We start from the raw sequence: 25,487 nt of genomic DNA, 5'->3' as shown, positions 1-25,487 counted from the left end.
GGCCACCGGCGCGGTCAATAGCGTGCGCCTGGTGAAGATGGACCTGAACGCGGATCTGGGCGAGGGCTTCGGCCGCTGGACCCTGACCGACGACGAAGCGCTCCTCGCCTGTGTCACCAGCGCCAACGTGGCGTGCGGCTTCCACGCGGGCGACGCCTCCGTCATGCGGCGGGTCTGCGATGCGGCGGCAGCGGGTGGCGTACGGATCGGGGCCCAGGTCTCCTACCGGGACCTGGCCGGGTTCGGGCGCCGGTCGATGGACGTGCCGCCCGACGAGCTGGCCGCTGAGATCGCGTACCAGATAGGCGCCCTGCGGGTGTTCGCGGAGGCGGCCGGTTCCACCGTCTCGTACGTCAAGCCGCACGGCGCCCTCTACAACCGGACCGTCCACGACGAGCAGCAGGCCGCCGCCGTCGTCGCGGGCGTCCGGCTCGCGGGCGGCGGCCTCGCCGTCCTCGGGCTGCCCGGCTCCCACCTCCTCGCCCACGCCTCCGCCGCCGGACTGCCCGCCGTGGAGGAGGCCTTCGCGGACCGGGCGTACACCGCGCGCGGCACCCTGGTCCCGCGCGGCGAACCGGGTGCGGTGGTGCACGACGCCGACGAGGTCGTACGCCGGAGCGTCGGCCTGGCGCTCGACCGGGCGGTCACCGGGGCGGACGGCGGCCGGGTCCCCGTCGAGGCCCGCTCGCTCTGCGTCCACGGCGACACCCCGGGCGCCGCCGCCATCGCCCGCCGGGTCCGGGCCGCGCTGGAGAAGGCGGGCGTACGGGTGGAGGCGTTCACGTGACCGGGGGAGACGCCCCGGAGGCCGACGGGATACGGGTGCTGCCCGCCGGGCCGTACGCGCTCCTCGTCGAACTCACCGACGGGGAACGGACCGAGGCCTTCCACGCCGAGCTGCTCCGCCGCCGCGAGCGGGGCGCACTTCCCGGCGTACGCGAGATCGTGCCGGGCGCGCGGACCGTGCTGCTGGACGGTATCGAGGACAGCGAACGGGGCACCGGTTGCGTTCCCACCGCGCGTGACCGGCTCCCCGGCGACCGGGCCGCCGCCGCCCGCGACCGCCTCGCCCGTGACCTCCTCTCCTGGTCCGTCCCGCCCCTGCGCCGGGAGGAGCGGGACGCCGTCGAGATCCCCGTCGTGTACGACGGGCCCGATCTGGCGGAGGTCGCCGCGCTCTGGGGCGTCGGGGTCGACGAGGTGCCCGGGCTCCACTCCCGTACCGCGTTCCGGGTGGCGTTCTGCGGGTTCGCGCCCGGGTTCGGGTACCTCACCGGGCTGCCCGAGCGCCTGCATGTGCCCCGGCGTGCGACCCCGCGTACGAGGGTTCCGGCCGGGGCGCTGGCCCTCGCCGGGCCGTACACCGGGGTGTACCCGCGCCCTTCGCCCGGCGGCTGGCAGCTGATCGGGCGGCTGGCGGACCCGGCACCCGCCCTGTGGGACCCGGCCAGGGAACCGGCGGCGCTGCTGGGGCCGGGGACCCGGGTGCGGTTCGTGCCCGCGCACGCGCCGGTGGCACCTCAGGCGGCCGTTCCCGCGCACGCCCCGGTAGCCGCACACGCCCCCGTACCCGTTCAGGCGGCGCCACAGCCGACGGGGCCCGTACCCAAGTCCCGTACGGAGACGGGCCGATGACCTCCGTACGGCCGGACGGCCTCCTCCACGTCGTCCGCCCCGGCGCCCTCACCACCGTCCAGGACGCCGGCCGGACCGGCTGGGCGCATCTCGGCGTCGGGCGGGCCGGAGCGCTGGACGCGCCCGCCGCCCGGCTGGCCAACCGGCTCGTCGGCAATGCGCCGGGCGCCGCCCTTCTGGAGACCACGGTCACCGGGTGCGCGGTCCGCCCCGACCGGCCCGTGGTGGCCGTCGTCGGCGGTGCGGGGTGCCGGGTGAGTGTCGACGGGCGGCCGGTGGCGTGGGGCGCCCCCGTCCGGGTCCCGGCGGGCGCGGTGCTGGATGTGGGCCCCGCGGTCGACGGCGTACGCGGCTATCTGGCGTTCGCGGGCGGCCTGGTGCCGGAACCGGTCCTGGGCAGCCGTTCGGCCGACCTCCTCTCGGGGCTCGGCCCGGCCCCCCTGTGCGCGGGCGACACGCTGCCCCTGGGGCAACCGGCCGGGGAGCCACCGGACGGCGAAGGCCCTGTTCCCTGGCCCGGCGCCCCCGCCGAACTGGTGCTGCCCCTCCATCCCGGCCCGCGCCACACGTGGTTCACGCCCGCCGCCCTCCGTACGCTCACCACCGCCGACTACCGGGTCTCCCCGCACAGCAACCGCATCGGCCTCCGCACCGAGGGCCCGGCCCTGGAGCGGGCCCGGGACGGTGAACTGCCCAGCGAGGGCATGGTGCTGGGCGCGGTCCAGGTGCCCCCGGACGGGCGGCCCGTGGTCTTCCTCAACGACCATCCGACGACCGGGGGTTACCCGGTCGTCGGCGTCGTGGCGGAAACCGCCCTCGCCGGGGCGGCGCAGGCGGTTCCGGGAACGCGGGTGCGGTTCGTCGTACGGACGTGAGCCCCGCCGCGTACGTTTCCCCGTATCTGTTCACGCCCCCTTGAAGCCGCGCAGCCGCAGCGAGTTGCCGACCACGAACACGGACGAGAACGCCATCGCGGCCCCGGCGATCATCGGGTTGAGCAGCCCCGCCGCTGCCAGCGGCAGTGCGCCGACGTTGTAGGCGAAGGCCCAGAACAGGTTCGTCCGGATCGTGGAGAGGGTGCGGCGCGCGAGCCGGATGGCGTCGGCGGCGGCCCGCAGGTCTCCCCGTACGAGGGTGAGGTCACCGGCCTCGATCGCGGCGTCCGTCCCCGTGCCCATGGCCAGGCCCAGGTCGGCCTGGGCGAGGGCGGCGGCGTCGTTGACCCCGTCACCGACCATGGCGACGCTCCGGCCCTCCGCCTGGAGGCGCTTGACGACGTCGACCTTGTCCTCGGGCATGACCTCCGCGTACACCTGCTCCGCGTCGATGCCGACCTCGGCGGCGACCGCCTCCGCGACGGCCCGGTTGTCGCCGGTGAGGAGGATCGGGGTGAGCCCGAGGGCGCGCAGCCGCTCGATGGCCTCGGCGCTGGTCTCCTTCACCGCGTCCGCGACCTCCAGGACCGCCCGCGCCTCGCCGTCCCAGGCGACCGTGATCGCGGTCCGCCCGGCGCTCTCGGCCTCGGCCTTGGCGCGGGCCAGGCTCTCCGGCAGCCGGATCACCCACTCGGCCAGCAGCTTCTCCCGGCCGACGAGGAGGGCGTGGCCGTCCACCACGCCCTGGACGCCGAGTCCGGGGACGTTGGCGAAGCTTTCCGGGGTGGGGAGGGCGGCCCCGCCCAGCCTCTCGACGGCTCCTGCTGCGACGGCCTGGGCGATGGGGTGTTCGGAGGAGTGCTCGATGGCTCCGGCCAGTCGCAGGACGTCGTTCTCGTCGCTCCCCTCGGCGGTGTGGATGTCGAGCAGGGTCATCTTGCCGGTGGTGACGGTGCCGGTTTTGTCGAGGACGATGGTGTCGACGCGGCGGGTGGTTTCGAGGACTTCGGGGCCCTTGATGAGGATGCCGAGCTGGGCGCCCCGGCCGGTGCCGACCATGAGGGCGGTCGGGGTCGCCAGCCCCAGGGCGCAGGGGCAGGCGATGATGAGGACGGCGACGGCTGCGGTGAAGGCGGCGGTGAGTCCGGCGCCGCTGCCGAGCCAGAAGCCGAGGGTGCCCAGCGCCAGCGCGATGACGATGGGGACGAAGACGGCGGAGATGCGGTCGGCGAGGCGTTGGGCTGCGGCCTTGCCGTTCTGTGCATCCTCCACCAGGCGGGCCATGCGGGCGAGTTGGGTGTCGGAGCCGATGCGGGTGGCTTCGACGACGAGGCGGCCGCCGGCGTTGATCGTCGCGCCGGTCACGGTGTCTCCGGCGGCGACCTCCACCGGCACGGACTCACCCGTCAGCATCGAGGCGTCCACAGCGGAAGTGCCCTCGATGACCGTGCCGTCGGTGGCGATCTTCTCCCCGGGCCGGACCACGAACCGGTCCCCGACCTGGAGTTCAGCGGTCGGCACGGTCACCTCGCGGCCGTCCCGCAGCAGCGTGACCTCCTTCGCGCCCAGCTCCATCAGGGCCCGGAGCGCGGCCCCGGCCTTCCGCTTGGAGCGGGCCTCGAACCAGCGCCCGGCGAGGATGAAGGCGGTCACCCCGGCGGCGGCTTCGAGGTAGATGTTCCCGGCGCCGTCCGTACGCGCGATGGTCAGCTCGAACGGGTGGGTCATCCCGGTCATGCCCGCCGTACCGAAGAACAGCGCCCACACCGACCAGAGGAAGGCGGCCGACGTGCCGACCGAGATCAGCGTGTCCATCGTCGCCGCGCCGTGCTTGAGGTTGGTCCAGGCGGCACGGTGGAAGGGCCAGCCCGCGTAGACGACGACGGGGGCGGCGAGGGTCAGGGAGAGCCACTGCCAGTTGTCGAACTGGAGGGCCGGGATCATTGCCATCGCGATGACGGGAACGGAGAGGACGAGCGAGGTGATCAGGCGCTGGCGCAGGGCGGTGAGCCCGTCGTCGGGTTCGGACTCCGCCTCGTCCGTGCCCGGGGTGCCCTGCCTCGTCTCCGGGGGCGGCGGTGGCTGTGCGGTGTAGCCGGTGGCCTCGACGGTGGAGATCAGATCCTGTACGGAGACGTCGTCGTCCCGGTACGTCACCTTGGCCTTCTCGGTGGCGTAGTTGACGGTCGCCTCCACGCCGTCCATCCGGTTGAGCTTCTTCTCGATCCGGGCCGCGCAGGAGGCGCAGGTCATGCCGCCGATGGCCAGCTCGACGGAGGCGGAGCCAGGGGCGGAGGCGGAACCGCGGGAGGTGTCGGAGGGGGTGGCGGTGGCGGAACGGGTGGTCATGGGGTCCTCCTCGGTACGGTCCCTGGGGGTGCCCGGGTCTCCGAGGTCTTCCGACCTCCGGTCTCCGGCTCCCTAATACCCCTAGGGGGTATCTCTTCCTCTCCCCATGTATACCCCCCACCCCTATGAAGCGCAAGGCGCGCCGGAGGGCGCCTGCCGGGCCGGGTCGCGCAACTCCGCGATCATGCGTTCAGATGGAGGGCTGCGCGGCCACTCGGCCGCCCCGTAGGCTGGTCATTGGACTAGACCTATAGCCGCGTATATCTGAGGAATGGGGACCCATGAGCAACCGTGCAGTCCTGGAGGTGATCGCTCTCGACGCGGAGGACGCGGTCGCCGCCCAGGCGGGTGGTGCAGACCGCCTCGAACTGGTCACCGACATGGCGGCGGACGGCCTGACGCCGTCACGGGAGACCTTCGCGGCGATCCGGTCCGCCGTGGACATCCCGCTGCGCGTCATGCTCAGGGTGGCCGACGGGTTCGCCGCCGGTGACATCGACGTGCTGATCGGCAAGGCCCGCGAGATGCGGGCGGCGGGCGCCGACGAGTTCGTCCTCGGCTTCCTCGACGAGGACGGCCATGCCGACCTGGTGGCGGTCGAGCGGATCGTGGCCGAGCTGGACGGCTGCCGGTGGACGTTCCACCGCGCGATCGACCGGGCCGCCGACCGCGACGCCGTGCGCAAGCAGCTCGCGGACCTGCCCGGCCTGGACACGTTCCTCACGGCGGGTTCGCCGGACGGCGTGGACGCGGGCATCCCGACGCTCCTGGAGGAGGCCGCCCGTACCCAGGAGCCCGGGTACGAGGCGCAGATCCTGGTGGGCGGCGGCCTCCAGCTCCACCACCTGCCCCAGCTGCGGGCGGCGGGCATCGACGCCTTCCACATCGGCGGGGCGGCCCGCCCCTCCGGCTGGTCGGCACCGGTGGACGCAGCGGCGGTACGGGAGTGGCGCGAGGCGCTCGACGCCTGAGCCCGCAGGCATGGGGCGGGCGCCGCACGGGCCCCGCCCCCGCCGTATCCCGTACCTCCTACTGCTCCAGCGCCTCCGGCAGCGCCGCCGCGTGCACCACGGTCAGCCCCGACACCGCACGGGTCAGCGCGACGTACAGCCGCCGCAGCCCGGTCCGCTCGTCCGGTTCGCCGTCCACCACGGCCGCCGGCTCGTCCAGCACCACGTAGTCGTACTCCAGCCCCTTCGCCAGCGACGCGGGCACCAGCGTCAGCCGGGACTCGGCGGTCGTCTCCTCGCCGGGCGAGAGGTACGCGTGCCCCGCCGCCTCCAGCGCCGCGCCCAGCGCCGGGATCCGGGCGTCGGCGGCGATCAGCCCGATGGACCCCTCGTGGCGCAGCGACTCCTCGCAGGCGCCGACGACGCCCGCGTCCAACTCCTCGGCCGACGGCACCTCCCGTACGACCAGGGACCCCGGGGACTCCCGCACCGACTCCACCGCCGCGAGACCCGGCGAGATCGCGGGCAGCAGCCGGGAGGCGTACGCGATCACCTCGCGCGGCACGCGGAAGCCCGCCGTCAGCTCCTCCACCACCGCGTCCGCCTTGCCCAGGTGGAACAGGGCCTCGTCCCAGCTCTCCGTGGACCACGGCGTCGTTCCCTGCGCGAGGTCCCCGAGTACGGTGGCCGACCCGGTCGAGCAGCGCCGCCCCACCGCCCGGTACTGCATGGGGGAGAGGTCCTGCGCCTCGTCGAGCACGACATGACCGAGCGAGTGCGTACGGGCCACCAGGTCCCGGGCCTCGTCGATGAGCACCGCGTCCGCCGCCGACCACCTGGCCGACCGCACGCTCCGGGCGGGCTTCGCCCAGAGGATCAGCTTCTGCTCGTCCTCGCTGAGCAGTCCCTCCGCGTGGGCGGCCAGGAACTCCGGGTCGGCCAGCAGCCGCAGCACCAGCTTCTCCGGGTCGACGGCGGGCCAGATCGCCTTGACGGCCGCCTTCACCGCCGGGTTGCGGGCCACGGTGTTCTGCACCCGGTCGTCCGGCGCCTCGCCCGCCTCCTCCATCCGTACGAGAACGGCGTGCGCGATCCGCTGCGGCAGCGCCTCGTGGGCGGAGCCGTACCGCATGTCCCGGGCGAGCAGCTCGTCGACCATCTCCTCGATCTCGTACGCGGGCACCCGCCAGCGCCGCGACCCGCGCACGACCACGACGGGCTCGGTCGGCCGGGTCACATGCGAGCGGATCGCCCGGCGCAGCACCTCGGCCATGCGGGCGTCGCCCTTGACGACGGCGGCGGCCGCGTCGTCCGTGCCGCGCACCTCCACCCCCGCCGTCACCAGGTCGTCGACCGTGGCCTGCTTGACCTCCAGCTCACCGAGGGCGGGCAGGACCTGCTCGATGTAGTGGAGGAAGGACCGGTTCGGCCCGATGACGAGCGTGCCGGTACGGGCCAGCCGCTCGCGGTGCGCGTACAGCAGGAAGGCCACCCGGTGCAGGCCGACGGCGGTCTTCCCGGTGCCGGGGCCGCCCTGCACGCAGACGGTCCCGCCGAGGCCGCTGCGGACGATCTCGTCCTGCTCGGGCTGGATGGTGGCGACGATGTCGCGCATCGGGCCGACACGGGGCCGCTCGATCTCCGCCTGGAGGAGCCGGCTGGTGTGCGCGATCTCGGCGGGGTCGGTGAGGTGCTCGTCCTCGTACGCGGTCAGCTCGCCGGCGGTGTACCCGAAGCGGCGGCGGAGCCCGACGTCCTGGGGGTCCTTCGGGGACGCCTGGTAGTACGGCTGGGAGACCGGTGCGCGCCAGTCGATGACCATCGGGTCCCCGGCGGCGTCGTGGACGTGCCGGCGCCCGATGTAGAACCGCTCGCCCTCCGCGCCCTCGGCCAGTTCGCCGCCGACGGCGTGCAGATAGTCGAGGCGGCCGAAGAACAGGGGGGTGTGGGAGAGATCGGCGAGCGCCTTGATGCGGTCGTCGATCTGGGACTGGAGGACGGCGGCGTTGACCCAGTTCGCGGTGACATCGCTGATGTCGAGCGCCTGGACGTCCTCGCGCATCGCCCGCAGGGCGGCCCGGGACGCGGCGAGATGGGCGCGCTCGTGGGCGAGGGGGTCGGTGGGGTCCGTGGGACCGCTCGGATCGGGGGTGGTGCCGGTGGTGCTGGTGATGCTCGTGGAGTCGGGGGTTCCGGTCGGATCGGGGGTGGAATCGCTCTCTGCTACGTGCGCGGGCACGGTGTTGCCTCCGGCTCTTCAACGCAGGACGGCGGACCGTTCGTCGGTGCCGGCGGGAGCCGGAGCAGGACGGTCCGCTCGGAAGGTTCGATCGCGTAGGTGTCGGCCGGTTTCCGTCCGGTCGGCGGCGCTCCCGGGGCCGTGGACACGGCGCGGGAGGCGGGCAGACCGGCGATTGTAGCCACAGGTCCGGGCCGGGGCGAAACGGATTCCGGTGCTCCCGGAGGGGGAGAGGCCAGGGATACCCGTAGGGGATGCGTGCGGCCCGAGCGGTACCGGAGGGCTACGAGCCCGGCGTACGGGTTCCGTCTGCGGGCCGACGCGTCCGAACGGGTGACGGGAGCACCATGGATGCATGAGTACAGCCACCCTGAACCCCCGCAGGACCGGCCCCGCGCACGGCGCGACCGCGGTCTCCGGTCACCACCGACCCCACCGCGTCGGTGACGCGGTCCGCGCGCTCAAGGTCTTCGTGACGGCGGCCTTCGGCGTCGTCGTCCTGGGGGAGTACGCGGAGGAGGCGGGCGTCGTCCGCCGCGGCCGCTGACCCTCCGCCCCGGCCCGAAGCCCTTCGTTACGACCCTGCCACCTGCCACCTGCCACCTGCCACCTGCCACCAGCCCCCGGTTCTCCGGATCTGGCCCCCGCCCCCCGGCCTCCCGTTCCTCAGCCGGGCCCGATGAGTACGGCGCCGCGCACGCGGTCCTCCCCGAGCAGGGACATCGCGTCGAGCGACGCGTCCGGCACGGGCAGCAGATGGGCGTCCACCCAGCTCTCTCCCGCCGCCGCTCGCACGCGGGGAAGTTGGTCGCGTCCCGCCAGAGCGTCAGCTCCGCCGCACGGTCGAGGGATTCCCAGCGCTCCGCGCCCGCTTGGGCCCGGGCGACCAGGGCCGTGACGGCCGCGCAGGTGAAGCTGGTGCTCTGCCGGTAGTACGCGGGCTCGGCCACGTCCTCCGCGACCAGCCACCGCACATACCCGGCCCCGGGCCCGCCCGCTCCCGGCCCCTCCCGCGTGAGGGGAGGCCGCAGCGGAGCGAACCCGGAGGCCACCGCGTCCTCGGCGCTCACCGTCCAGCCCTCCCAGGTGACCTGGACGAGCCCCTGCTCACCCGCGTACGAGACGACCGCTCCGGCCGCCGCCGGTACGTCCCCCACGGCGTCGACGATCTTCACGTACGCGGTGCCGAACGCCGGTGACGTCGACGCCGGCAGCGGCGGTGACGTCGGAGGTGCGAGGGGACATGGGCCGACTGTATCCAGGTCCGGCTCTGTCTAGCTCTCCGCCAGCAGCTCGTCCGCGTCGACGATGCGGTACGCGTACCCCTGCTCGGCCAGGAACCGCTGGCGGTGCGCCGCGAAGTCCTGGTCGATGGTGTCGCGGGCGACGACCGAGTAGAACCGCGCCTCGTGCCCGTCGGCCTTCGGCCGCAGCACCCGCCCCAGCCGCTGGGCCTCCTCCTGGCGCGACCCGAAGGTCCCGGAGACCTGGATGGCGACGGTCGCCTCCGGCAGGTCGATGGAGAAGTTGGCGACCTTGGAGACGACGAGGACGCTGATCTCCCCGTTCCGGAACGCGTCGAAGAGCTTCTCGCGCTGGGCGTTGCTGGTCTCGCCCTTGATGACGGGGGCGTCCAGGTGTTCCCCCAGCTCGTCGAGCTGGTCGATGTACTGCCCGATGACGAGGGTCTGCTCGCCCCGGTGCTTCCGTACGAGCGCCTCGGTCACCTTCCGCTTGGTGGCGGTGGTGGCGCAGAACCGGTACTTCTCCTCCGCCTCGGCGGTGGCGTACGCGAGCCGTTCGGAGTCGGTGAGGTTGACCCGTACCTCCACGCAGTCGGCGGGCGCGATGTAGCCCTGCGCCTCGATCTCCTTCCACGGGGCGTCGAACCGCTTGGGCCCGATGAGCGAGAAGACGTCGGACTCCCGCCCGTCCTCCCGTACGAGGGTGGCGGTGAGCCCGAGCCGCCGCCGGGCCTGGAGGTCGGCGGTGAACTTGAAGACGGGGGCGGGCAGCAGATGGACCTCGTCGTAGACGACGAGCCCCCAGTCGCGGGAGTCGAACAGCTCCAGGTGCGGGTAGATGCCCTTCCTGCGCGTGGTCAGCACCTGGTAGGTGGCGATGGTGACCGGCCGGATCTCCTTCTTCGTCCCGCTGTACTCCCCGATCTCGTCCTCGGTGAGCGAGGTCCGCTTCACCAGCTCGTGCTTCCACTGGCGGGCGGAGACGGTGTTGGTGACGAGGATGAGCGTGGTGGCCTTGGCCTCTGCCATGGCACCGGCTCCGACCAGGGTCTTGCCCGCCCCGCAGGGGAGCACGACCACCCCCGACCCACCGTGCCAGAACCCCTCCACGGCCTGCTTCTGGTAGGGCCGCAGGGCCCAGCCGTCCTCGGCCAGCTCGATGGGGTGGGCCTCGCCGTCCACGTACCCCGCAAGGTCTTCAGCCGGCCATCCGAGCTTGAGCAGGGTCTGCTTGACCTGCCCGCGCTCGGAGGGGTGCACGGCCACGGTGTCCGGGTCGATCCGGGCGCCGACGAGCGGCTGCACCTTCTTCGACCGCAGGATCTCCTCCAGCACGGGCCGGTCGGTGGTGGTGAGGACGAGCCCGTGCACGGGGTGTTTGGAGAGGGTGAGCCGCCCGTAGCGGGCCATGGTCTCCGCGATGTCGACCAGGAGCGCGTGCGGCACGGGGTAGCGGGAGTACTCGACGAGCGCGTCGACGACCTGCTCGGCGTCGTGCCCGGCGGCGCGGGCGTTCCAGAGGCCGAGCGGGGTGACCCGGTAGGTGTGGATGTGCTCGGGCGCACGCTCCAGCTCCGCGAAGGGGGCGATGGCCCGGCGGCAGGCCTCGGCCAGCTCGTGGTCGACCTCCAGAAGGAGCGTCTTGTCGCTCTGGACGATCAGGCAGGACACATGTACCTCCGGAAGTGGGAAGGTCCCGTGGGGAGCCGGGGTGCGCACTGCCGGCTACGTCGGACGTTCGGTCGTCGTCGGACGCTCACGCGAACAGAAGATTCTACCTTGCCGCCCTTTCGCCCGGCTGTGATCTCTCTCCCCCGGGCCTCTCGGCTCACCCCGGCTGCTCCAACTGCTTCAGCTGCTCCGGCTGCGGCGGGTGCCCTTCGACGGCGGCCAGCAGCTTGCGCAGGGTCGCGTCGAAGGCGCGCGCCTCGTCCTCGGTGAGCAGCCCGAGGAGACGGTTCTCGTTGGCGGCGTGCTCGGTGACGGCGGCGTCGACGAGGGCGAACCCCTCGGGCGTGAGGCCGATCCGCAGGCTGCGGCGGTCCTCGGGATCGGCACGCCGACTGACGAGACCGCGCGCCTCCAGGCGGTCCACGCGCTTGGTCATCCCGGCGCGGGTGATGAGGAGGATCTCCGCGAGCTGCGAGGGCGGCATCTCGTGCGGAGCGCCCGTACGGCGGAGGCTGGCCAGGACGTCGAACTCCCCGCGGTCCAGACCGTACGCGGCGAAGACCGCCTCCACCCGGCGGCTCCCGGCGATGTGGAGACGGGCGAAGCGGGCGAGCGTGCCCATGGCGGTGAAGTCGAGATCGGGCCGCTCGCGCTCCCAGTGGGCGACGGCGATGTCGGCGAAGTCGGGGGGAGCCCCGTGTCGATCGGCCATGCGGCGATGGTAGCGCAGTCGCTAACCGGTATATGGTCAACTGGTTAACTACGTCGCGCAGGTGCAAGGTGCTCGGAAAGGCGCTCTCTGATGAAGCCCATAGCTGTGCGTTCCTCGGCCGTCGTGCAGGCCCCCGCCGGGTTCGTATGGGATTTCCTCCACGTCTACGCCAATGACCTGGAGTGGCGCTCCGGCCTCGAGAAGATGGCCCAGACCCCGCCGGGCCCGGTGCGCGACGGGGCCCGGGTGGAGGAGACCCTGCGCGTGCTGGGCCGGGTGGTGGAGAGCGTGGTCGAGGTCGCGGACGTCCGCGAGGGCCACTCCTTCGCCTGGCGGGTGGCGGAGGGTGCGACGGCGGACGGCAGCCGCGCGGTGACCGCGACGGGCGAGGCGTCCTGCCGGGTGGACGTCGTCAAGCGCGTGACCCTGACGGGGAGCGACCGCCTCCTGCGCCCGGTGATCGCGGCGGTGATCACGCGCACGGAGCGAGGGGACCTCCGCCGGGTCAAGCACCTGCTGGAACGTTCCTGGCAGAGCCGCTGAGCCGGTCTCAGCGCCCGCGCCGCTGCGGCCCGAACCGCACGGGGACGCCGGGCGAGTACAGCACGCTCACCGGCTCCCCGACCGGCGCGGGCAGCCCTCCCGCCACCACCAGGTCCTCGTCGCACTCCAGCAGCTCCGCCCGGTGCAGGGGCCACCGGGGGTGGACGTTGGGCAGATAGGCGGTCCGCCCGAGGAGCGAGGTGTGCAGGGCCCAACGGGCAGTCAGGAAGTGCTCCAGGGGAGTCGGTTCCCCGATCACGTCCCCCGCCCGCAGCACGATCCGGCTCCGCGCCCCCCGGGGCCCGGGCCACCGCCGCGTACTCGTGTACGTGAGGGTGTCCCCGGCCCGCTCGACCCCCATCCGCGCCCACACGTACGGCAACCGGACCGCGGCCCGCCCCACGAGCACGGGAATCAGCCGCGAGGCGTCGAGCGACCGGAAGACCACGGCCCGCCGCCCGCGCCCGTCCACCGAGTACAGCCGGACGTTGGTCTCCGGAAAGGACCCCAGATACGGCACCCCCGGCAGCCCGAGCACCCCGACCCGGTGCATCCGGAACGCCACGAGCCCCACGTACGTCGTCGTTCCGTCGAAGGTGTCGGGCACGGTGCCCCGCGGCAACAGCGGCGCCACGGCCTCCGGGTCGACCGCCCAGTGCAGGAACGCCAGATCCAGCCAGGACTGCGTGAGCAGCGGCCGCATGGGCGCGGCGGGCGGCTCGGGCGAGACGGGCTCGGGGTTCGGGTCGGAAGAGGACATGGCCGCAGCATCGCAGACGGGCCCGCCTGCCGACGAGGTGCGGCCGCCCCTACCCCTACCCCTCCCCCTCCTCCGCCAGCTCCGCCACCCCCGTGATCCGGTGCAGCGGGTAGGTGCGGACCTCGTCGGCCGTGTGGTCGTAGGCCGTGACGAAGCCGCCCTCCACGCGGACCGGGGCGATGACGCGCTGGCTGGCGGAGCCCTCGGCGGTGACGTAGCCGATCCAGAGGGAGGAGCCGGTCATCGCGGCGGCCTGGACCGTGGCGAGGGTCTCGGCGGAGGTGGTGCGGGGGAGGGTGCCTGAGGGGCGGGATTCAGGGGTGCCCGGGGGGCCGGCCGTCGGGTCCTTGCGGGGGACCGTGGCGGCCGTGTCGCCCGCGCGGATGGCCCGGACCGCCGCGCCCAGGAGGGTGGCGTCGGGGGTCGGGGGCCTTCGGGGACCGGGGCCGGAGGGGTGCGGGGCGGGGTGCGGCGGGCGCCTGCGCGGGTGATCAGGACGTCGCCCTCGGCGGATTCGGCGGCGGGGGCGTACCCCATCTCGCGGAGCGCTTCGAGGAGGGAGCCGGGATCGGCCTGGGAGGCCAGGACCGTGGGGGCGAGGCGGCGCAGGCGCAGGCCCGTCGAGCGGCGGTCGGCCAGGATCTCGTTGAGGACCGCCTCGTCGTCGCAGCGTACGTACGCGGACGCCGCCCCGATCCGCAGGTGGCCGTGGCGGCGGGCCACGTCGTCGATCAGATAGCTCAGCGGCTGCGGCACCGGCGTACGGCTGTGCGCCGCCAGGAACGCGTGCAGGTCCGACGCCGCCTGCCCGGCGTCCAGCGCGCGGCGGACCGAACCGGGCGTGAAGCGGTAGACGGTCGCGCCGCCCTTCGATTCCACGTCCGCGAGGACCGACAAGGTCTCCGCCAGCGGGCGTTCCAGGGGGCCCGGCGCCACCGCCGTCAGGTCCGCCTGGAGCAGCACGTGGTCCAGGGGTTCGGGGAGGAGCGGGGCCAGGAGGCGAGCCGCCGCCTCCGCGCCCTCGTCCTCGTTCAGCAGGGCGCGGGCATGGGTCGCCAGCGCGCCCCGGCCCGTGATGCCCAGCAGCTCCGCCTCGTTCAGCGTCCAGAGCACCAGGCGCGAGCGGAGGTCCGTGCCCTCCGCCGTGGGCGCCGCACCCCGCAACGGGCGCTCCCAGCGCAGCCGTTGCAGCAGCGCCTCCGGGTCCGGTGCCGTGCCCGGGGCGAGCGCGGCGAGCAGGGCGAGCGTCCTGGCCCGTACGCCCGGCGCGGCCGAGCGGTCCAGCTCTGGGCCCAGCGCGGACAGGGCCCGGCCCTTGGCGTCCTGGCCGCCGACCAGGCCCGGGACCCGGGTGGCCGGGAGCCAGGCGGTGGCCAGGTGCGTCCAGCGGTCCTGGGCGGAGAGGTCCAGCCACTCGTCGTACGCGGGCGTCGGCGCGTACCGCTCGTCCGTCTCTCCGTCGGAGGCCAGCAACCCTGCCCCGTAGGCCAGTTCGAGCCAGAACGCGGTGACCGGCTCCGTGGTGTCCAGCGCGGTGGCCGTACGTTTCAGCTCCCGTACGCTCAGCCCGCCCGCGCGCAGGATCGGCGGGCCGCCGCCGTTCCAGAGCTTCAGCAGCTCCTCGACCGTCGCCAGGGCGGTGAACGCCTGGCCCGCCGCCGCCCTGTCCACAGCCTGTGGATCGCGTTCGGCGGCTGCCGTGACGACCGGGGGCACCGGTTCCGGTACGCGGTGGGCGCGGCCGGCGCGCAGGTGCAGCGCCGCCTCGCGCGGCAGCACCACCGTCCGCGTCGACACCGGCAGCAACAGACCCCGGTCCCGCAGCCACTTCACGGGCGGCGTCGGATTCGGCGTGACCTCTCCGTACGGCGGGCCCCACACCAGCCGGTCCAGCACCGACAGCGCCTCCACCGGGGCCGTGTCCAGCAGCTCCGCCATCCGCGTCCGGTCGGTGAACAGGGCGGACAGCGCCGCCACCGCCGAGACCGGGTCGTGCGTGGCCGACAGGCCCGTCGCCGCCAGGATCTCCTGGAGACGGCCCGGCGACATCCCGGCCGTCGCCTCCGCGACCGTGGGCCCCAGGCCCGTGGGGGAGGGGTGCTGCGGGGACGGGGCCAGCAGCTCGCGGGCCGTCCGCACCAGCCGCAGCCGGTCGTCCTCGCCCCAGACCAGGGCCTGTTCCCGCAGCGTCGCCAGCGCGCCCGGCAGCGCGGCGGTGACCGCCGCCCCCGCGTCGTCGCGCTGCTCGCCGTCGTCGAGCCCGTCGCCGGTGAGGAGCGAGAGCAGCGTGTCGTACGGGGCCGGGTCCGGGGCCACCGCCAGCGCCTCGGCGGTCTGCAGCGCGAACCGGTCCAGATGCTCCAGCGCGCGGACCACGGAGGCCCTGGTTCCGGCCCGGGTGGCGAGCTGCGTGATGTCGTTCGGCACCGGGTTGAGGAGGTCGGGGCGGGCACGCAGCAGCCCGGCCAGCGATTCGTCGCCCCGGGCGCGCAGGGCTTCGGCGAGCGTGCGCGGTGGTGTGGTCGTCCCCATCCGTCCCACGTTAGCCGCTGAAACGCTACCGTCGGGGCAGGGCCGCAAGAGGGGATGCAACCGCGTGGGGATCGAGAGCGACCAGCTCGTCTACGACTACCTGAGCCGCGTCGGCGACCTGGCCCAGCAGCACCAGCTGTCGTCGGGCGCCCGGATGCGGCTCGTCTCGACGCTCCGGAGCGAGATCGACCGGCAGCGCGCCACGGAGGGCGCCGACACCCCGGCGGCCGTACGCCGCATCATCGGCAGGCTCGGCACCCCGGACGAACTGGTCGGCGCGGCGGCGGAGTCGGGCGACGGGGAGGTGTCGTTGCCTTCGGCCCGTACGGGATCGGGTGCGGAGGCGCGTACGGGGTTCGGGGCGGCCGTTCCCCTGCCCCGGATCGGGTTCCTCCGCAAGGGGGCGAAGGCGTCGGAGGCGTCGAACGCGTCGGAGGGGCCGGACACGCCGGCGGGCACAGGATCCCTCCCCGATCCCGCCGCGAAGGCCGGACCGTGGGGCGGTTCGCAGGCCGGTCCGCAGGCCGGTCCACGGGGCGGTACGCCAGCCGGTCCGCGAGCCGGATCCGGCCGGAGCGCCCCGCCGCCGGCCCCGCCCGTCACCCCCGCCCCGCCCGCCGCCGACCATCCCCGTACGGACCTCACCAAGTCCCCCGGCCCCGACAGCGCTCAGGCCCCCGACGAACCCCCTGCCACCCCCTGGCCCCACCCCTCCGCCCCGCACGTCCTCGGCCCCGACCAGCGGAACACCGGTGACGGGGACGCCGACTGGTGGCGCCTGGAGCCCGGGCCCTTCGACGCGGGAACCGCCATCCCCGGCTTCTTCGGCGGCATCGAGGCCCCGGAACTGCTCGGCAGGCGCCCGGCCGAGCCCGCCGACCATGAGGACAAGGAAGCGGGCAAGAAGGACGACGGCGAACCCGGCACCGAAGACGACAGCGACGACGGCGACGACAGCGGCGAAGCGGCCCCCCGCCGCGCCCTCCGCATCCCCATCCCCAGGCCCCGCCGCCGCAAGCCCGCTCCCGCCCCCGTCGCGGAACCCGCGGCCGTCGCCGCCGCTCCCCGCGGCGGGTTCGCCCACCCCCTGCTGCTCCTGGCCGCCCTGCTGCTGATCGCCGGGGTGGTCACCGGGTCCTGGATCCCGCTGGCGGGCGGCTGGCTCATCGCGTACGGCTCGCGGACCCTCTCCCGTACGGAGGCGAAGTGGGCGGCCCTGGGGCTGCCCGGCGTCGTCGTCGCCGGGGCGCTGGTCTGGGTGTGGGGGCGGCTGGACGGGCGCTGGGGCGAGCCCATCGAGGAGGGGGCCCTGCGCGAGGTGCTGACCGGCGCCTGGCCCGTGGTCGTCCGCGTCGCCGCCGTCGCCTCCGCGCTCTACCTGGTGTGGCGGTCGCGGAGGCGGGCCTGAGGGTCCCGGCAACTACCCCGAAGAACCCCGGCGGTTACTTCGTCAGGTTGGTCTGCAGCTCGCTGAGGATCTTGTCGGCCGCCGTGTAGCCGATGCCCTGGATCCACAGCTGGTCGTCGACCGCGAAGACCTTGCCGTTCTTGACCGCGTCCATGTTCTTCCACAGGCCGCTGCCGGTGGTCTGCGTCTCCTTGGACTTCTTCGGGTCGCCGTACGTCGAGTGGAAGATCACGTCCGCGTCCGCCAGGTCGATCTTCTCGGGGCTGACGTCGTAACTGAACCCGTCCGCCGCCTTGTCCGTGACGGCCGGGCGGCCGAGGCCCACGTCGGCGAGGATCGTGGCGACGTAGTTCTTCTTGCCGTAGATGCGGATGTCGGCGCCCTCGACGAACCGGACCATGTTGACCTCGGTCGCCGCCGCCTTCTCCTTGCCGCCGAGCGCCTTCGTCACGTCGGCCACGTGCCGGGCGTAGTCGTCGGTGACCATCTTCGCCTCGGCCGTCTTGTTGAGGGCCTCCGCGTGGGTCTGGAAGTTCTCCTTCCAGGGGTAGCCGGTGTTCTCCGTCATCACGGTCGGCGCGATCTTGGAGAGTTCGGCGTACTTGTCGCCGTGCCGGATCTTGCTGGTGAGGATGAGGTCCGGCTTCAGCCCGGCGATGGCCTCCAGGTTCGGGGTCATCATCTGGCCGACGTCCGTGATCCCCGCGACCTGGTCCTTCGGCAGGTAGTTCAGGAACCCCGACTGCACGTCCGCGTGGGTCGCGCCGACCGGCTTCACACCGAGGGTGAGGACCGAGTCGAGTTCGGCGGAGTCCAGGACGACGACCCGCTGCGGGGCGGCCGGGACCTGCACGTCGCCCATGGCCGTCTTCACCGTACGGACAGCCCCGGCGGCGGCGTCGTCGGAGCCGGAGGAGCCGGACGCGGAGCCCGAGTCGGACGAGAAGCCGCACGCGGACAGGGTCAGCGCGGCGGCCACGGTCAGGGACGCGGCGGCGAGGGTACGGGAGCGGTGCTGGAGGGTCATCGTTCAGAGGGCCTTTCCGGGAGTCGGGTCGGAGGCTGAGGCTGAGGCGGAAGTGGATGCCGAGGAAGCGGGAGAGGAGAAGGCCGAGGCGGAAGCGGAATCAGAAGCGGAGGCGGAATCAGAAGCAGCGGACGGAGAAGCGGGTCCGGGCGGCGGGCTCCACGGCGCGCCCGGGACGACGAGTGGCGAGCCCGTCACCGGGTCCGGGACGACCACCGCCTCCAGGCCGAACACCTCGCGCACGAGGCCGGCCGTGACGATGTCCCCCGGCCGGCCCTCCGCGACGATCCGGCCCTCCTTCATGGCGACCAGGTGGTCGGCGTACCGGGCCGCCTGGTTGAGGTCGTGCAGCACGGTGACGACGGTACGGCCCCGGCTGCCGTCGGCGGCAGGGGACGCCAACTGGCGTACCAGGTCCAGGACTTCCACCTGGTGCGCGATGTCCAGATAGGTCGTCGGCTCGTCGAGCAGCAGCAGGTCCGTCTCCTGGGCGAGCGCCATCGCGATCCACACCCGCTGGCGCTGCCCGCCCGACAGCTCGTCCACCGGCCGGTCGGCCAGCGCCGTCACATCCGTACGGGCCATGGCCCCGGCCACCGCCCGCTCGTCCGCGTCCGACCACTGCTGCCACCAGCTCTGGTGCGGCTGGCGGCCCCGGGCCACGAGGTCGGAGACGGTGATCGCCTCGGGCGCCACCGGCGTCTGCGGGAGCAGCCCGATGGACTGCGCGATGCGCTTGGTCGGTATCCGCGCCAGCTCCGTACCGTCCAGCAGGACCGCCCCGCCGCGCGGCTTGAGCAGCCGGCCGAGCGCCCGCAGGGTGGTGGACTTGCCGCAGGCATTGGGGCCGACGATCACGGTGACCTGCCCGTCGGGCACGGCGAGGTCCAGCTCGTGGACGACGGTGCGGTCCTCGTACGCGAGGGTCAGGGCGCGGGCGGAGAGCCTGCTCCCGTGCTGAGCGGCTCCGGTCGTCGGGCTCGGGCTCATGCGGTGCCTCCACTGCGGCTACGGTGGCCGCGGATGATCAGCCAGATCAGATACGGGGCGCCGACCGCCGCCGTGAGGACGCCCACCGGCAGTTCGGTGGGCGAGAACAGCCTGCGGGCGAGCAGATCGCCCAGGACGACGATCACCGCGCCCAGCAGCGCCGAGGAGACCAGCGGGATCTGTGCCGTACGGGTCATCCGGCGGGCGATCTGCGGGGCGAGCAGCGCCACGAAGTCCACCGGCCCCGCCGTGCCCGTCGCCACGGAGGCCAGGACCACCCCGAGCGCGACGAGTCCGAGCCGTACGCGCCCCAGGCGCACGCCCAGCGCGGTCGCGGTGTCGTCGTCCATCGTCACGGTGCGCTGCGCGCGGGCCGCCCACGCGACGGCGGGCAGCAGGAGGAGCAGCGTCCAGGCGAGCGGGGCGGCCTCCGACCAGCCGCGCCCGTTCAGCGAACCGGTCATCCAGATCTGCGCCTGCTGAGCGACCAGGTAGTCGCCCTTGGTCAGGAACAGCGTGGTCACCGACCGCAGCGCGATGGCGAAGCCGATGCCGATGAGGACGAAGCGGGTGGCGTGCAGGCCGCCGCGCCAGGCGAAGACGTAGACGAGGGCGGCGGCCGCGATGCCGCCGACGACGGAGAGGTAGGGGAGGACGGCGTACGAGGTGATGCCGAAGGTCATCGCGCCGACCGTGAGCGCGCTCGCGCCCTGGCTGATGCCGATGATGTCGGGGCTGGCCAGCGGATTGCGGGCCACCGTCTGGATCAGCGCCCCGGCGATCCCGAAGGCCGCGCCCACCAGCAGCCCGACCGTCATCCGGGGCAGCCGGAGCGTGCCGACGACCAGCTCGGCGGAGGACGGCTGGCCCAGGACCACCTTCACGACCTCGCCGGGCGCGACGAAGCTCTCCCCGACACAGAGGTACGCGACACAGACGGCGGCCAGGAGGACGACGAGGCCCGCCGCCACGACGGACGCCCGCCGGTGGAGCAGGAACCGGCCGCGCGGACCGGCCTTCACGACGGAGTACCCGGCGGGCCGGACCCGTACGGCCGTTGACGACTCGCTCATGCCGGCACCGCCTTCCGGCGTACGAGGGCGACCAGGAACGGCACCCCGATGAGGGCCGTCATCACACCCGCCGGAACCTCGCTCGGCGGGAACACGATCCGGCCGACGACGTCCGAGACGAGCAGCATCACCGGCCCGAGCAGCGCGGCCATGGGCAGCACCCAGCGGTGGTCGTTGCCGACGACCGCGCGGGCGATGTGCGGGACGGCGAGCCCGATGAACGCGATCGGCCCGGCCGCGGCCACCCCGACCCCGGTCAGCACGGTCGCCCCGATCCCGCCGGTGATCCGGACCGCCGCGACGTTCTGCCCGAGCCCCTTCGCCACGTCCTCCCCGAGCGCCAGCGCGTCCAGACCACGGGCGACCGAGAGCACGAGGACGGTACCGATGAGCAGGAACGGCCACACCTGCTGGACGACGTCCGCCTCCCGCCCGGCGACCGAGCCGACCTGCCAGAAGCGGAACTCGTCCAGCGCCGACGCCTTCGTCGTGAGGACCCCCATCGTCACCGAGACCAGCAGCGCGTTGATCGCCGCCCCGCCGAGCGCGAGCTTCACGGGGGTCGCCCCGCCGCGCCCGCTGGAGGCGATGGCGTACACCGCGACCGAGGCGACGGCGGCCCCCGCGAAGGCGAACCAGACGTACCCGCTCAGCGTGTGCACCCCCGCGAACGCGATCGCCAGCACCACCGCCACCGACGCCCCCTGGCTGATACCGAGGATGCCGGGGTCCGCGATGGGGTTACGGGTGATCCCCTGGAGCACCGTGCCCGCGAGGGCCAGCGCCGCGCCGACCATCAGCCCGATGAGCGTGCGGGGCACCCGCATCGTGCGGATCACCTCGGCCGCGTCGGAGGTCCCGCCGTGCAGCAGCGCGTCGACCACCTCGCCCGGCGGGATGGAGCGCGCCCCGACCGCCAGGCTCAGCAGGACGGCCAGCAGCAGCGCCACGACGGCCGCGGCGGTCGCCGCCGCGCGTCGGGAGAGGCGGCGGGGGGCGCGGGGCGTGCCGGCCGGAGCGGTGGCCGGCGCGGAGGCGGGCGCTGACGCGGACATCGGAACCAATCGGGAGGGTGCTCGGTACGAGGAGTTGGTACGGGGAGTCGGTACGAGGGGTTGGCACGGGAGTCGGTACGGGGAGGGCGCGCGGGAAAGTTACTAAGGCTTGGCTAAGTTCGGGCCTCAGTCTAGGTGGCGGGTTCTCGCCGGAGACCGGGGCGGGTGCCCAAAGCAGGACCGGCGGCCCCACGGCCGTCCGGCGGCCCGTACCCACCCGCCCGTACACCGCCCCGCACAATGGTCCGCATGGCTTCCACGGCTTCGAGCCCCCTCCCGGTCCCGTCCACCACCTCGCCCACGGTCCCGCCCGCCGGCCCCCTCACCGTCGGCTTCGACCTCGACATGACGCTCATCGACTCCCGCCCCGGCATCGCCGCCACCTACCGGGCCCTGGCCGCCGAGACGGGCGTGCACATCGACGACGCCCTGGTGGTGAGCCGGATCGGCCCGCCGCTGGAGGACGAGCTGGCGCACTGGTTCCCGGCGGACCGGGTGGCGGCCGTTGCCGACCGCTACCGGGAGCTGTACGTCGACCACGCGATAGCCCCGTCCACGGCCCTCGCCGGGGCGCGGGAGTCCGTGGCGGCGGTGCGGGCGCTCGGCGGCCGGGCGATCGTCGTCACGGCCAAGTACGAGCCGAACGCGAAGCTGCACCTGGCCCACCTCGGGATCGAGCCGGACGCGGTGATCGGCTGGCTCTGGGCGGAGGCCAAGGGCGAGGCGCTGCGCGAGTACGGGGCGCAGGTGTACGTGGGCGACCACGTCGGGGACGTCCGCGGGGCGCGGGCCGCCGGGGCGGTGTCGGTCGCCGTGACGACGGGCCCCTGCGGCGCGGAGGAGCTGCGGGCGGCGGGCGCGGACGCGGTGCTGACGGGGCTGACGGAGTTCCCGGTCTGGCTGCGCGAGTTCGAGGCGACCCGCGCGGCAACCTGAGGCAGCTACAGCACAGCCACGGTCACAGCTACAGCTACAGCACAGCCACGGCCAGAGTCGCCGTTACCGCTCCTGCCGGGTCACCCGCTCGATCACCCAGTCCAGGCCGTGCGGCCCGGTCTCGTACGACGGTGCCTGCCGCCAGACCCTGCTGAACCCGTCGACGAGGGCGGACCGGGCGTCCGCGCCCTCCGGCAGCCGGGACCGCAGCAGCTCCAGCAGGAGCGGGGCGAGCAGGTCGTAGAGCTGCCCGAGCGCGTCCCGGCTGCCGTGCGCGATCTGTACGAGGAGGTCGTCGACGTGCGCCGCCGCCCGGCCCGGGACCTCACAGGTCGCGGAGCGGGGCGGATCGGACGGAAGGGCGTTCCCTGCGTGTTTCACCCGGCCGAGCCTAGGCGGTGACCGGCGTGATCCGGCCGAAAAGATCCGGGAGACGGCGGGCGGGCGACGAGGAACCGACGGGGAGCCGTCAGGTCCGGCCCGCGGCCCGCTTGGGCGAGGAGAGCCAGACCGAGCGGACGACGCCCGCCCCGGCGATCAGGAAGCCGACGCCCATGAACATGCAGACCCCGTACGCGATCGGGGGGAACGGCTCCGTACCGAGGAAGAGCGGCGCGACGGTGACCAGAGTGGCCAGCGCACCGATGAAAAAGACGATCGCGCCGACCTGAACGAGACGGTCGCCGGCGCCTGAAGGAGTAGTGGTCACGCCACCAGGGTAGTTCCCAGCCCGGAGGAACACTCCGGCGACGTCTTGTCACCGGCCGCAGGGCCATTAGCCTTGGTCCGGGCGGGTCTCGGTGACCCGCTGTACTGCTATCCGGAGCCGTTGTCCTCCCGAAGGACCGGCTCTTCCGCTCATTGACGAGTACGAGGACGGGGACAGACGTGCCCACCGGCAAGGTGAAGTGGTTCAACAGCGAGAAGGGCTTCGGCTTTCTCTCCCGCGACGACGGCGGTGACGTCTTCGTGCACTCGTCGGTACTCCCTGCCGGGGTCGACGCCCTCAAGCCCGGCCAGCGTGTGGAGTTCGGCGTGGTCGCGGGCCAGCGCGGTGACCAGGCCCTGTCCGTGGTGGTCCTCGACCCCACCCCGTCCGTCGCGGCCGCCCAGCGCCGCAAGCCGGACGAGCTGGCGTCGATCGTGCAGGACCTGACGACGGTCCTGGAGAACATCACGCCCCAGCTGGAGCGCGGCCGCTACCCGGACAAGGCCGCGGGCGCCAAGATCGCGGGCCTGCTGCGGGCGGTCGCGGACCAGCTGGACGTGTAGCCGCCGGACCTTCAGGGCGTGGGGAACGCCAGCGCGTCCGGGCCGAGGGGCGGGACGAGTCCCTCGGCCGCCGCGCGGGTGAGCAGGCCCCGGACCGCCGCGTAGCCGTCCTCCCCGAGGTCGGCGGTGAACTCGTTCACGTACAGCCCGATGTGCTGCTCCGCGACGGCCGGGTCCATCTCCTGGGCGTGCTCCCGGACGTACGGGCGGGAGGCCTCCGGGTGGTCCCAGGCCAGCCGGACCGAGCTGCGGATGGTGTCCGCGAGGCGGCGCAGGGTCTCCTCGCCCAGGGAGCGCCTGGCGATGATCGCGCCGAGGGGGATGGGCAGGCCGGTGGTGTCCTCCCAGTGGCGCCCCATGTCGGCCAGGTTGTGGAGCCCGTAGTTCCGGTACGTGAAGCGGGCCTCGTGGATGACGAGACCAGCGTCCACCTTGCCGTCCCGCACGGCCGGCATGATCTCGTCGAACGGCATGACGACGACCTCGCCGACCCCGTCCGGCACCATCTCCGCCGCCCAGAGCCGGAAGAGCAGGTACGCCGTCGAGCGCTCGCTCGGCACCGCGACCGTCCGGCCCGCCAGGTCGAGGCCCAGCTCCTTGGTGAGGACCAGCGGCCCGCACCCCCGGCCCAGCGCCCCGCCGCAGGGCAGGAGCGCGTACTCCTCCAGGACCCAGGGCAGGACCGCGTACGACACCTTCAGGACGTCCAGCTCGCCGCGCTCGGCCATGCCGTTGGTGATGTCGATGTCCGCGAAGGTCACATCGAGCGCGGGCGCGCCGGGGATGCGGCCGTGGGCCCAGGCGTCGAAGACGAAGGTGTCGTTGGGGCAGGGCGAGAAGGCGATCTCGATCGGGGCCCCGGCCGGGCGCTCGGCCGGGCCCGGGTGTGCGTCAGTGGTCATGCCGGTGCCAACCTTCCAGTACGGGTGCCGTCTTCCCGAACGCCTCCGTGAGCGCCGCCAGCGCGTCCCCGATGCGCCAGGCGGCCCGGTCGCGGGGGCCGACGGCGTTGGAGACCGCCCGCAGCTCCAGGACGGGCACCCCGGCCCGCTCGGCGGCCTCCGCCACCCCGAACCCCTCCATCGCCTCGGCCAGCGCCCCGGGGTGCGCGGCGCGCAGGGCGGCGGCGCGTTCCGCGGTGCCGGTCACGGTGGAGACGGTGAGGACGGGGCCGGCGGCGGCGCCGGTGGCCGACGCCACCTCCCGTACGAGCGCGGGCGGCGGGGTGAAGCGGTCGCGGCCGAAGCCGAGCGCGGTGACGGGCGCGAAGCCCTCCGGGGTCTCGGCGCCCAGATCGGCCGCCACGACGGCGCTCGCCACGACCAGCGAGCCGAGCGGGGCGGCCGGGGCGAAGCCGCCGCCGATCCCGGCCGAGACGACGAGTCCGTACGGGGACGGGCTGGCCGACTCCGCAGCGGCGGCGGCCAGGGCGAAGGCGGTGGACGCAGCGGCCGCCGCCGGGCCGACCCCGCCCGCCAGGACGTCGAACGCGCCCGTGCGGTGCAGCTCGGCCCCGGGCAGCAGGGTGAGGATCTCCGTACCGGCCCCGGAAACCTCCGTATCGCCCCCGGAAACCTCCGTACCGCTCCCGGAGCCGCCCGTACCGCCCCCGAACGCGCGCGTGACCGCGTCCCGTTCCACCGGGACAGCGGTCACGACCAGCACACGCACAGGGAGAGCCTCGAAGCCTTGGGAGGGCAGGGGCGGGGGAACGGGACGGCGAAGGGTCAGGACTTCTTCTTCAGCTCGAACTGCCAGATGCCGGTGAGCTTGCTGCCGTTGGTCTCCACGATGGAGACGTTGGTCTTGGTGGTGGGCTCGCCCGTCTGGCTGGCGAAGAAGGCGCTGCCGGGGATCGTCCGGTAGGTCTTCTTGAACGGCTCCTGCTCGGCCTGCTGGCCGTTGATGAAGAGCGTCCAGCCGCGCTCGGCGATCTCGGGGTCGACGCCGAAGCGGACCTTGTCGTCCATGGCGACCTCGACGACCTTGTCGGCCTTCTTGTTCAGGCAGCCCTGGATCAGCGACTCCTTGATCGCGTCACCGTCGTTGTAGCAGGCAGCCTCGGAGTTCACCGACGTCGTGCCGACCGTCACGGTGGCGAGCGGCGTCGGCTTGTCGCAGGCGGAGAGGACGAGGAGTCCCGCGGACACGGCACCAAGAGCGACGCCGATTCGACGGCCCTTACCGGAGAAGAACGCAACGGTCATGGGCCGAAG

At 73.8% G+C, this 25,487-nt stretch carries 24 protein-coding genes and 2 pseudogenes; 9 read left to right on the top strand and 17 right to left on the bottom strand.

All coding sequences use genetic code 11. The features are described from left to right. The first annotated feature begins 37 nt into the window (after positions 1-37). Genes DJ476_RS14555 through DJ476_RS14545 form a run of 3 tightly spaced genes read left to right on the top strand, consistent with a single transcriptional unit; the run spans position 38 to position 2,510 of the window. Complete coding sequence (locus DJ476_RS14555; protein WP_103420067.1) at positions 38-787, top strand: LamB/YcsF family protein; 750 nt, start codon at positions 38-40, stop codon at positions 785-787. After that, the gene (locus tag DJ476_RS14550; RefSeq protein WP_112490710.1) at positions 784-1,635 is read left to right on the top strand and encodes a 5-oxoprolinase subunit B family protein; all 852 of its coding nucleotides are present in this window, start codon (positions 784-786) and stop codon (positions 1,633-1,635) included. The genes DJ476_RS14555 and DJ476_RS14550 overlap by 4 nt, the downstream gene beginning before the upstream one ends. Then, positions 1,632-2,510 (top strand): 5-oxoprolinase subunit C family protein, encoded by an 879-nt coding sequence (locus DJ476_RS14545; protein WP_112490709.1) that lies wholly within the window; start codon positions 1,632-1,634, stop codon positions 2,508-2,510. The genes DJ476_RS14550 and DJ476_RS14545 overlap by 4 nt, the downstream gene beginning before the upstream one ends. Positions 2,511-2,540: 30 nt before the next feature. Here DJ476_RS14545 and DJ476_RS14540 read toward each other — a convergent pair whose 3' ends face one another. Continuing rightward, positions 2,541-4,859, bottom strand: coding sequence for a heavy metal translocating P-type ATPase (locus tag DJ476_RS14540; protein ID WP_112490708.1), 2,319 nt, complete (start codon positions 4,857-4,859; stop codon positions 2,541-2,543). A 281-nt stretch (positions 4,860-5,140) separates the two neighbouring features. Here DJ476_RS14540 and DJ476_RS14535 point away from each other — a divergent pair, with 281 nt between their 5' ends. Beyond that, complete coding sequence (locus DJ476_RS14535) at positions 5,141-5,830, top strand: copper homeostasis protein CutC (protein WP_070199468.1); 690 nt, start codon at positions 5,141-5,143, stop codon at positions 5,828-5,830. Between the two features lie 58 nt (positions 5,831-5,888). Here the strand turns inward: DJ476_RS14535 and DJ476_RS14530 are convergent, their stop codons facing one another. Continuing rightward, positions 5,889-8,048 carry a HelD family protein gene (locus DJ476_RS14530; protein WP_112490707.1) on the bottom strand — a complete coding sequence of 720 codons (2,160 nt, stop codon included), beginning with the start codon at positions 8,046-8,048 and terminating at the stop codon, positions 5,889-5,891. A gap of 355 nt (positions 8,049-8,403) precedes the next feature. On the opposite strand from DJ476_RS14530, the gene DJ476_RS14525 reads away from it, so the two are divergent. Continuing rightward, positions 8,404-8,595, top strand: coding sequence for a hypothetical protein (locus DJ476_RS14525; RefSeq protein WP_019765833.1), 192 nt, complete (start codon positions 8,404-8,406; stop codon positions 8,593-8,595). Positions 8,596-8,714: 119 nt separating this feature from the next. Here DJ476_RS14525 and DJ476_RS36055 read toward each other — a convergent pair whose 3' ends face one another. The 4 genes and pseudogenes from DJ476_RS36055 to DJ476_RS14510 all read right to left on the bottom strand — a co-directional run bounded on the left by DJ476_RS36055 (position 8,715) and on the right by DJ476_RS14510 (position 11,675). Further along, a complete protein-coding gene (locus DJ476_RS36055) occupies positions 8,715-8,843 on the bottom strand; it encodes a peptidase C39 family protein (RefSeq protein ID WP_404827604.1) in 129 nt (42 codons plus the stop codon). Next, positions 8,837-9,232 (bottom strand): annotated as a pseudogene (locus DJ476_RS36245) (peptidase C39 family protein); the annotation flags it as partial. The pseudogene DJ476_RS36245 and the gene DJ476_RS36055, both read right to left, overlap by 7 nt. Before the next feature lie 90 nt (positions 9,233-9,322). Next, complete coding sequence (locus DJ476_RS14515; RefSeq protein WP_112490706.1) at positions 9,323-10,963, bottom strand: DNA repair helicase XPB; 1,641 nt, start codon at positions 10,961-10,963, stop codon at positions 9,323-9,325. A 157-nt stretch (positions 10,964-11,120) separates the two neighbouring features. Beyond that, the gene (locus DJ476_RS14510; RefSeq protein WP_103419000.1) at positions 11,121-11,675 is read right to left on the bottom strand and encodes a MarR family winged helix-turn-helix transcriptional regulator; all 555 of its coding nucleotides are present in this window, start codon (positions 11,673-11,675) and stop codon (positions 11,121-11,123) included. A 90-nt stretch (positions 11,676-11,765) separates the two neighbouring features. On the opposite strand from DJ476_RS14510, the gene DJ476_RS14505 reads away from it, so the two are divergent. Continuing rightward, a complete protein-coding gene (locus DJ476_RS14505) occupies positions 11,766-12,218 on the top strand; it encodes an SRPBCC family protein (RefSeq protein ID WP_241565600.1) in 453 nt (150 codons plus the stop codon). A 7-nt stretch (positions 12,219-12,225) separates the two neighbouring features. Here the strand turns inward: DJ476_RS14505 and DJ476_RS14500 are convergent, their stop codons facing one another. Together DJ476_RS14500 and DJ476_RS14495 are read right to left on the bottom strand one after the other, a co-directional pair. Then, positions 12,226-12,978, bottom strand: coding sequence for a YqjF family protein (locus DJ476_RS14500; RefSeq protein ID WP_112490705.1), 753 nt, complete (start codon positions 12,976-12,978; stop codon positions 12,226-12,228). Positions 12,979-13,033: 55 nt separating this feature from the next. Continuing rightward, a pseudogene (locus DJ476_RS14495) lies at positions 13,034-15,510 on the bottom strand (helicase C-terminal domain-containing protein). Positions 15,511-15,574: 64 nt separating this feature from the next. Here DJ476_RS14495 and DJ476_RS14490 point away from each other — a divergent pair. Beyond that, positions 15,575-16,918, top strand: coding sequence for a hypothetical protein (locus DJ476_RS14490; RefSeq protein WP_112490704.1), 1,344 nt, complete (start codon positions 15,575-15,577; stop codon positions 16,916-16,918). A 34-nt stretch (positions 16,919-16,952) separates the two neighbouring features. Here DJ476_RS14490 and DJ476_RS14485 read toward each other — a convergent pair whose 3' ends face one another. From DJ476_RS14485 to DJ476_RS14470, 4 genes are read right to left on the bottom strand one after another with little or no spacing between them, the layout of a single operon-like run. Then, positions 16,953-17,945, bottom strand: a complete 993-nt coding sequence (locus DJ476_RS14485; RefSeq protein WP_112490703.1) for an ABC transporter substrate-binding protein — start codon at positions 17,943-17,945, stop codon at positions 16,953-16,955. Positions 17,946-17,948: 3 nt separating this feature from the next. Next, positions 17,949-18,935, bottom strand: coding sequence for an ABC transporter ATP-binding protein (locus DJ476_RS14480; protein WP_103419007.1), 987 nt, complete (start codon positions 18,933-18,935; stop codon positions 17,949-17,951). Beyond that, positions 18,932-20,008: a FecCD family ABC transporter permease gene (locus DJ476_RS14475; protein WP_103419008.1), complete on the bottom strand. Its 1,077-nt coding sequence runs from the start codon at positions 20,006-20,008 to the stop codon at positions 18,932-18,934. The genes DJ476_RS14480 and DJ476_RS14475 overlap by 4 nt, the downstream gene beginning before the upstream one ends. Continuing rightward, positions 20,005-21,063, bottom strand: a complete 1,059-nt coding sequence (locus DJ476_RS14470; protein ID WP_103419009.1) for a FecCD family ABC transporter permease — start codon at positions 21,061-21,063, stop codon at positions 20,005-20,007. Before DJ476_RS14470 ends, DJ476_RS14475 begins: the two co-directional genes overlap by 4 nt. 249 nt (positions 21,064-21,312) lie before the next feature. Between DJ476_RS14470 and DJ476_RS14465 the strand changes: the two genes are divergently transcribed. Then, the gene (locus DJ476_RS14465; protein WP_208853501.1) at positions 21,313-21,999 is read left to right on the top strand and encodes an HAD family hydrolase; all 687 of its coding nucleotides are present in this window, start codon (positions 21,313-21,315) and stop codon (positions 21,997-21,999) included. Positions 22,000-22,062: 63 nt separating this feature from the next. On the opposite strand, the gene DJ476_RS14460 is transcribed toward DJ476_RS14465, so the two are convergent. Together DJ476_RS14460 and DJ476_RS14455 are read right to left on the bottom strand one after the other, a co-directional pair. Next, positions 22,063-22,380 (bottom strand): hypothetical protein, encoded by a 318-nt coding sequence (locus DJ476_RS14460; RefSeq protein WP_103419010.1) that lies wholly within the window; start codon positions 22,378-22,380, stop codon positions 22,063-22,065. A gap of 88 nt (positions 22,381-22,468) precedes the next feature. Continuing rightward, positions 22,469-22,708 carry a hypothetical protein gene (locus DJ476_RS14455; protein WP_103419011.1) on the bottom strand — a complete coding sequence of 80 codons (240 nt, stop codon included), beginning with the start codon at positions 22,706-22,708 and terminating at the stop codon, positions 22,469-22,471. Positions 22,709-22,887: 179 nt separating this feature from the next. Between DJ476_RS14455 and DJ476_RS14450 the strand changes: the two genes are divergently transcribed. After that, positions 22,888-23,271: a cold-shock protein gene (locus DJ476_RS14450; protein ID WP_006126557.1), complete on the top strand. Its 384-nt coding sequence runs from the start codon at positions 22,888-22,890 to the stop codon at positions 23,269-23,271. Between the two features lie 11 nt (positions 23,272-23,282). Here DJ476_RS14450 and DJ476_RS14445 read toward each other — a convergent pair whose 3' ends face one another. From DJ476_RS14445 to DJ476_RS14435, 3 genes are read right to left on the bottom strand one after another with little or no spacing between them, the layout of a single operon-like run. Then, positions 23,283-24,173, bottom strand: coding sequence for a 1,4-dihydroxy-6-naphthoate synthase (locus DJ476_RS14445; protein ID WP_103419012.1), 891 nt, complete (start codon positions 24,171-24,173; stop codon positions 23,283-23,285). Next, positions 24,163-24,942 (bottom strand): futalosine hydrolase, encoded by a 780-nt coding sequence (locus DJ476_RS14440; protein WP_112490702.1) that lies wholly within the window; start codon positions 24,940-24,942, stop codon positions 24,163-24,165. The genes DJ476_RS14445 and DJ476_RS14440 overlap by 11 nt, the downstream gene beginning before the upstream one ends. Before the next feature lie 56 nt (positions 24,943-24,998). Beyond that, complete coding sequence (locus DJ476_RS14435; protein WP_029395806.1) at positions 24,999-25,478, bottom strand: hypothetical protein; 480 nt, start codon at positions 25,476-25,478, stop codon at positions 24,999-25,001. Positions 25,479-25,487 lie beyond the last annotated feature (9 nt).

This window comes from Streptomyces bacillaris, assembly GCF_003268675.1.
GTDB classification, from domain to species: domain Bacteria; phylum Actinomycetota; class Actinomycetes; order Streptomycetales; family Streptomycetaceae; genus Streptomyces; species Streptomyces bacillaris.
This window is presented reverse-complemented; position numbering and strand designations above follow the sequence as displayed.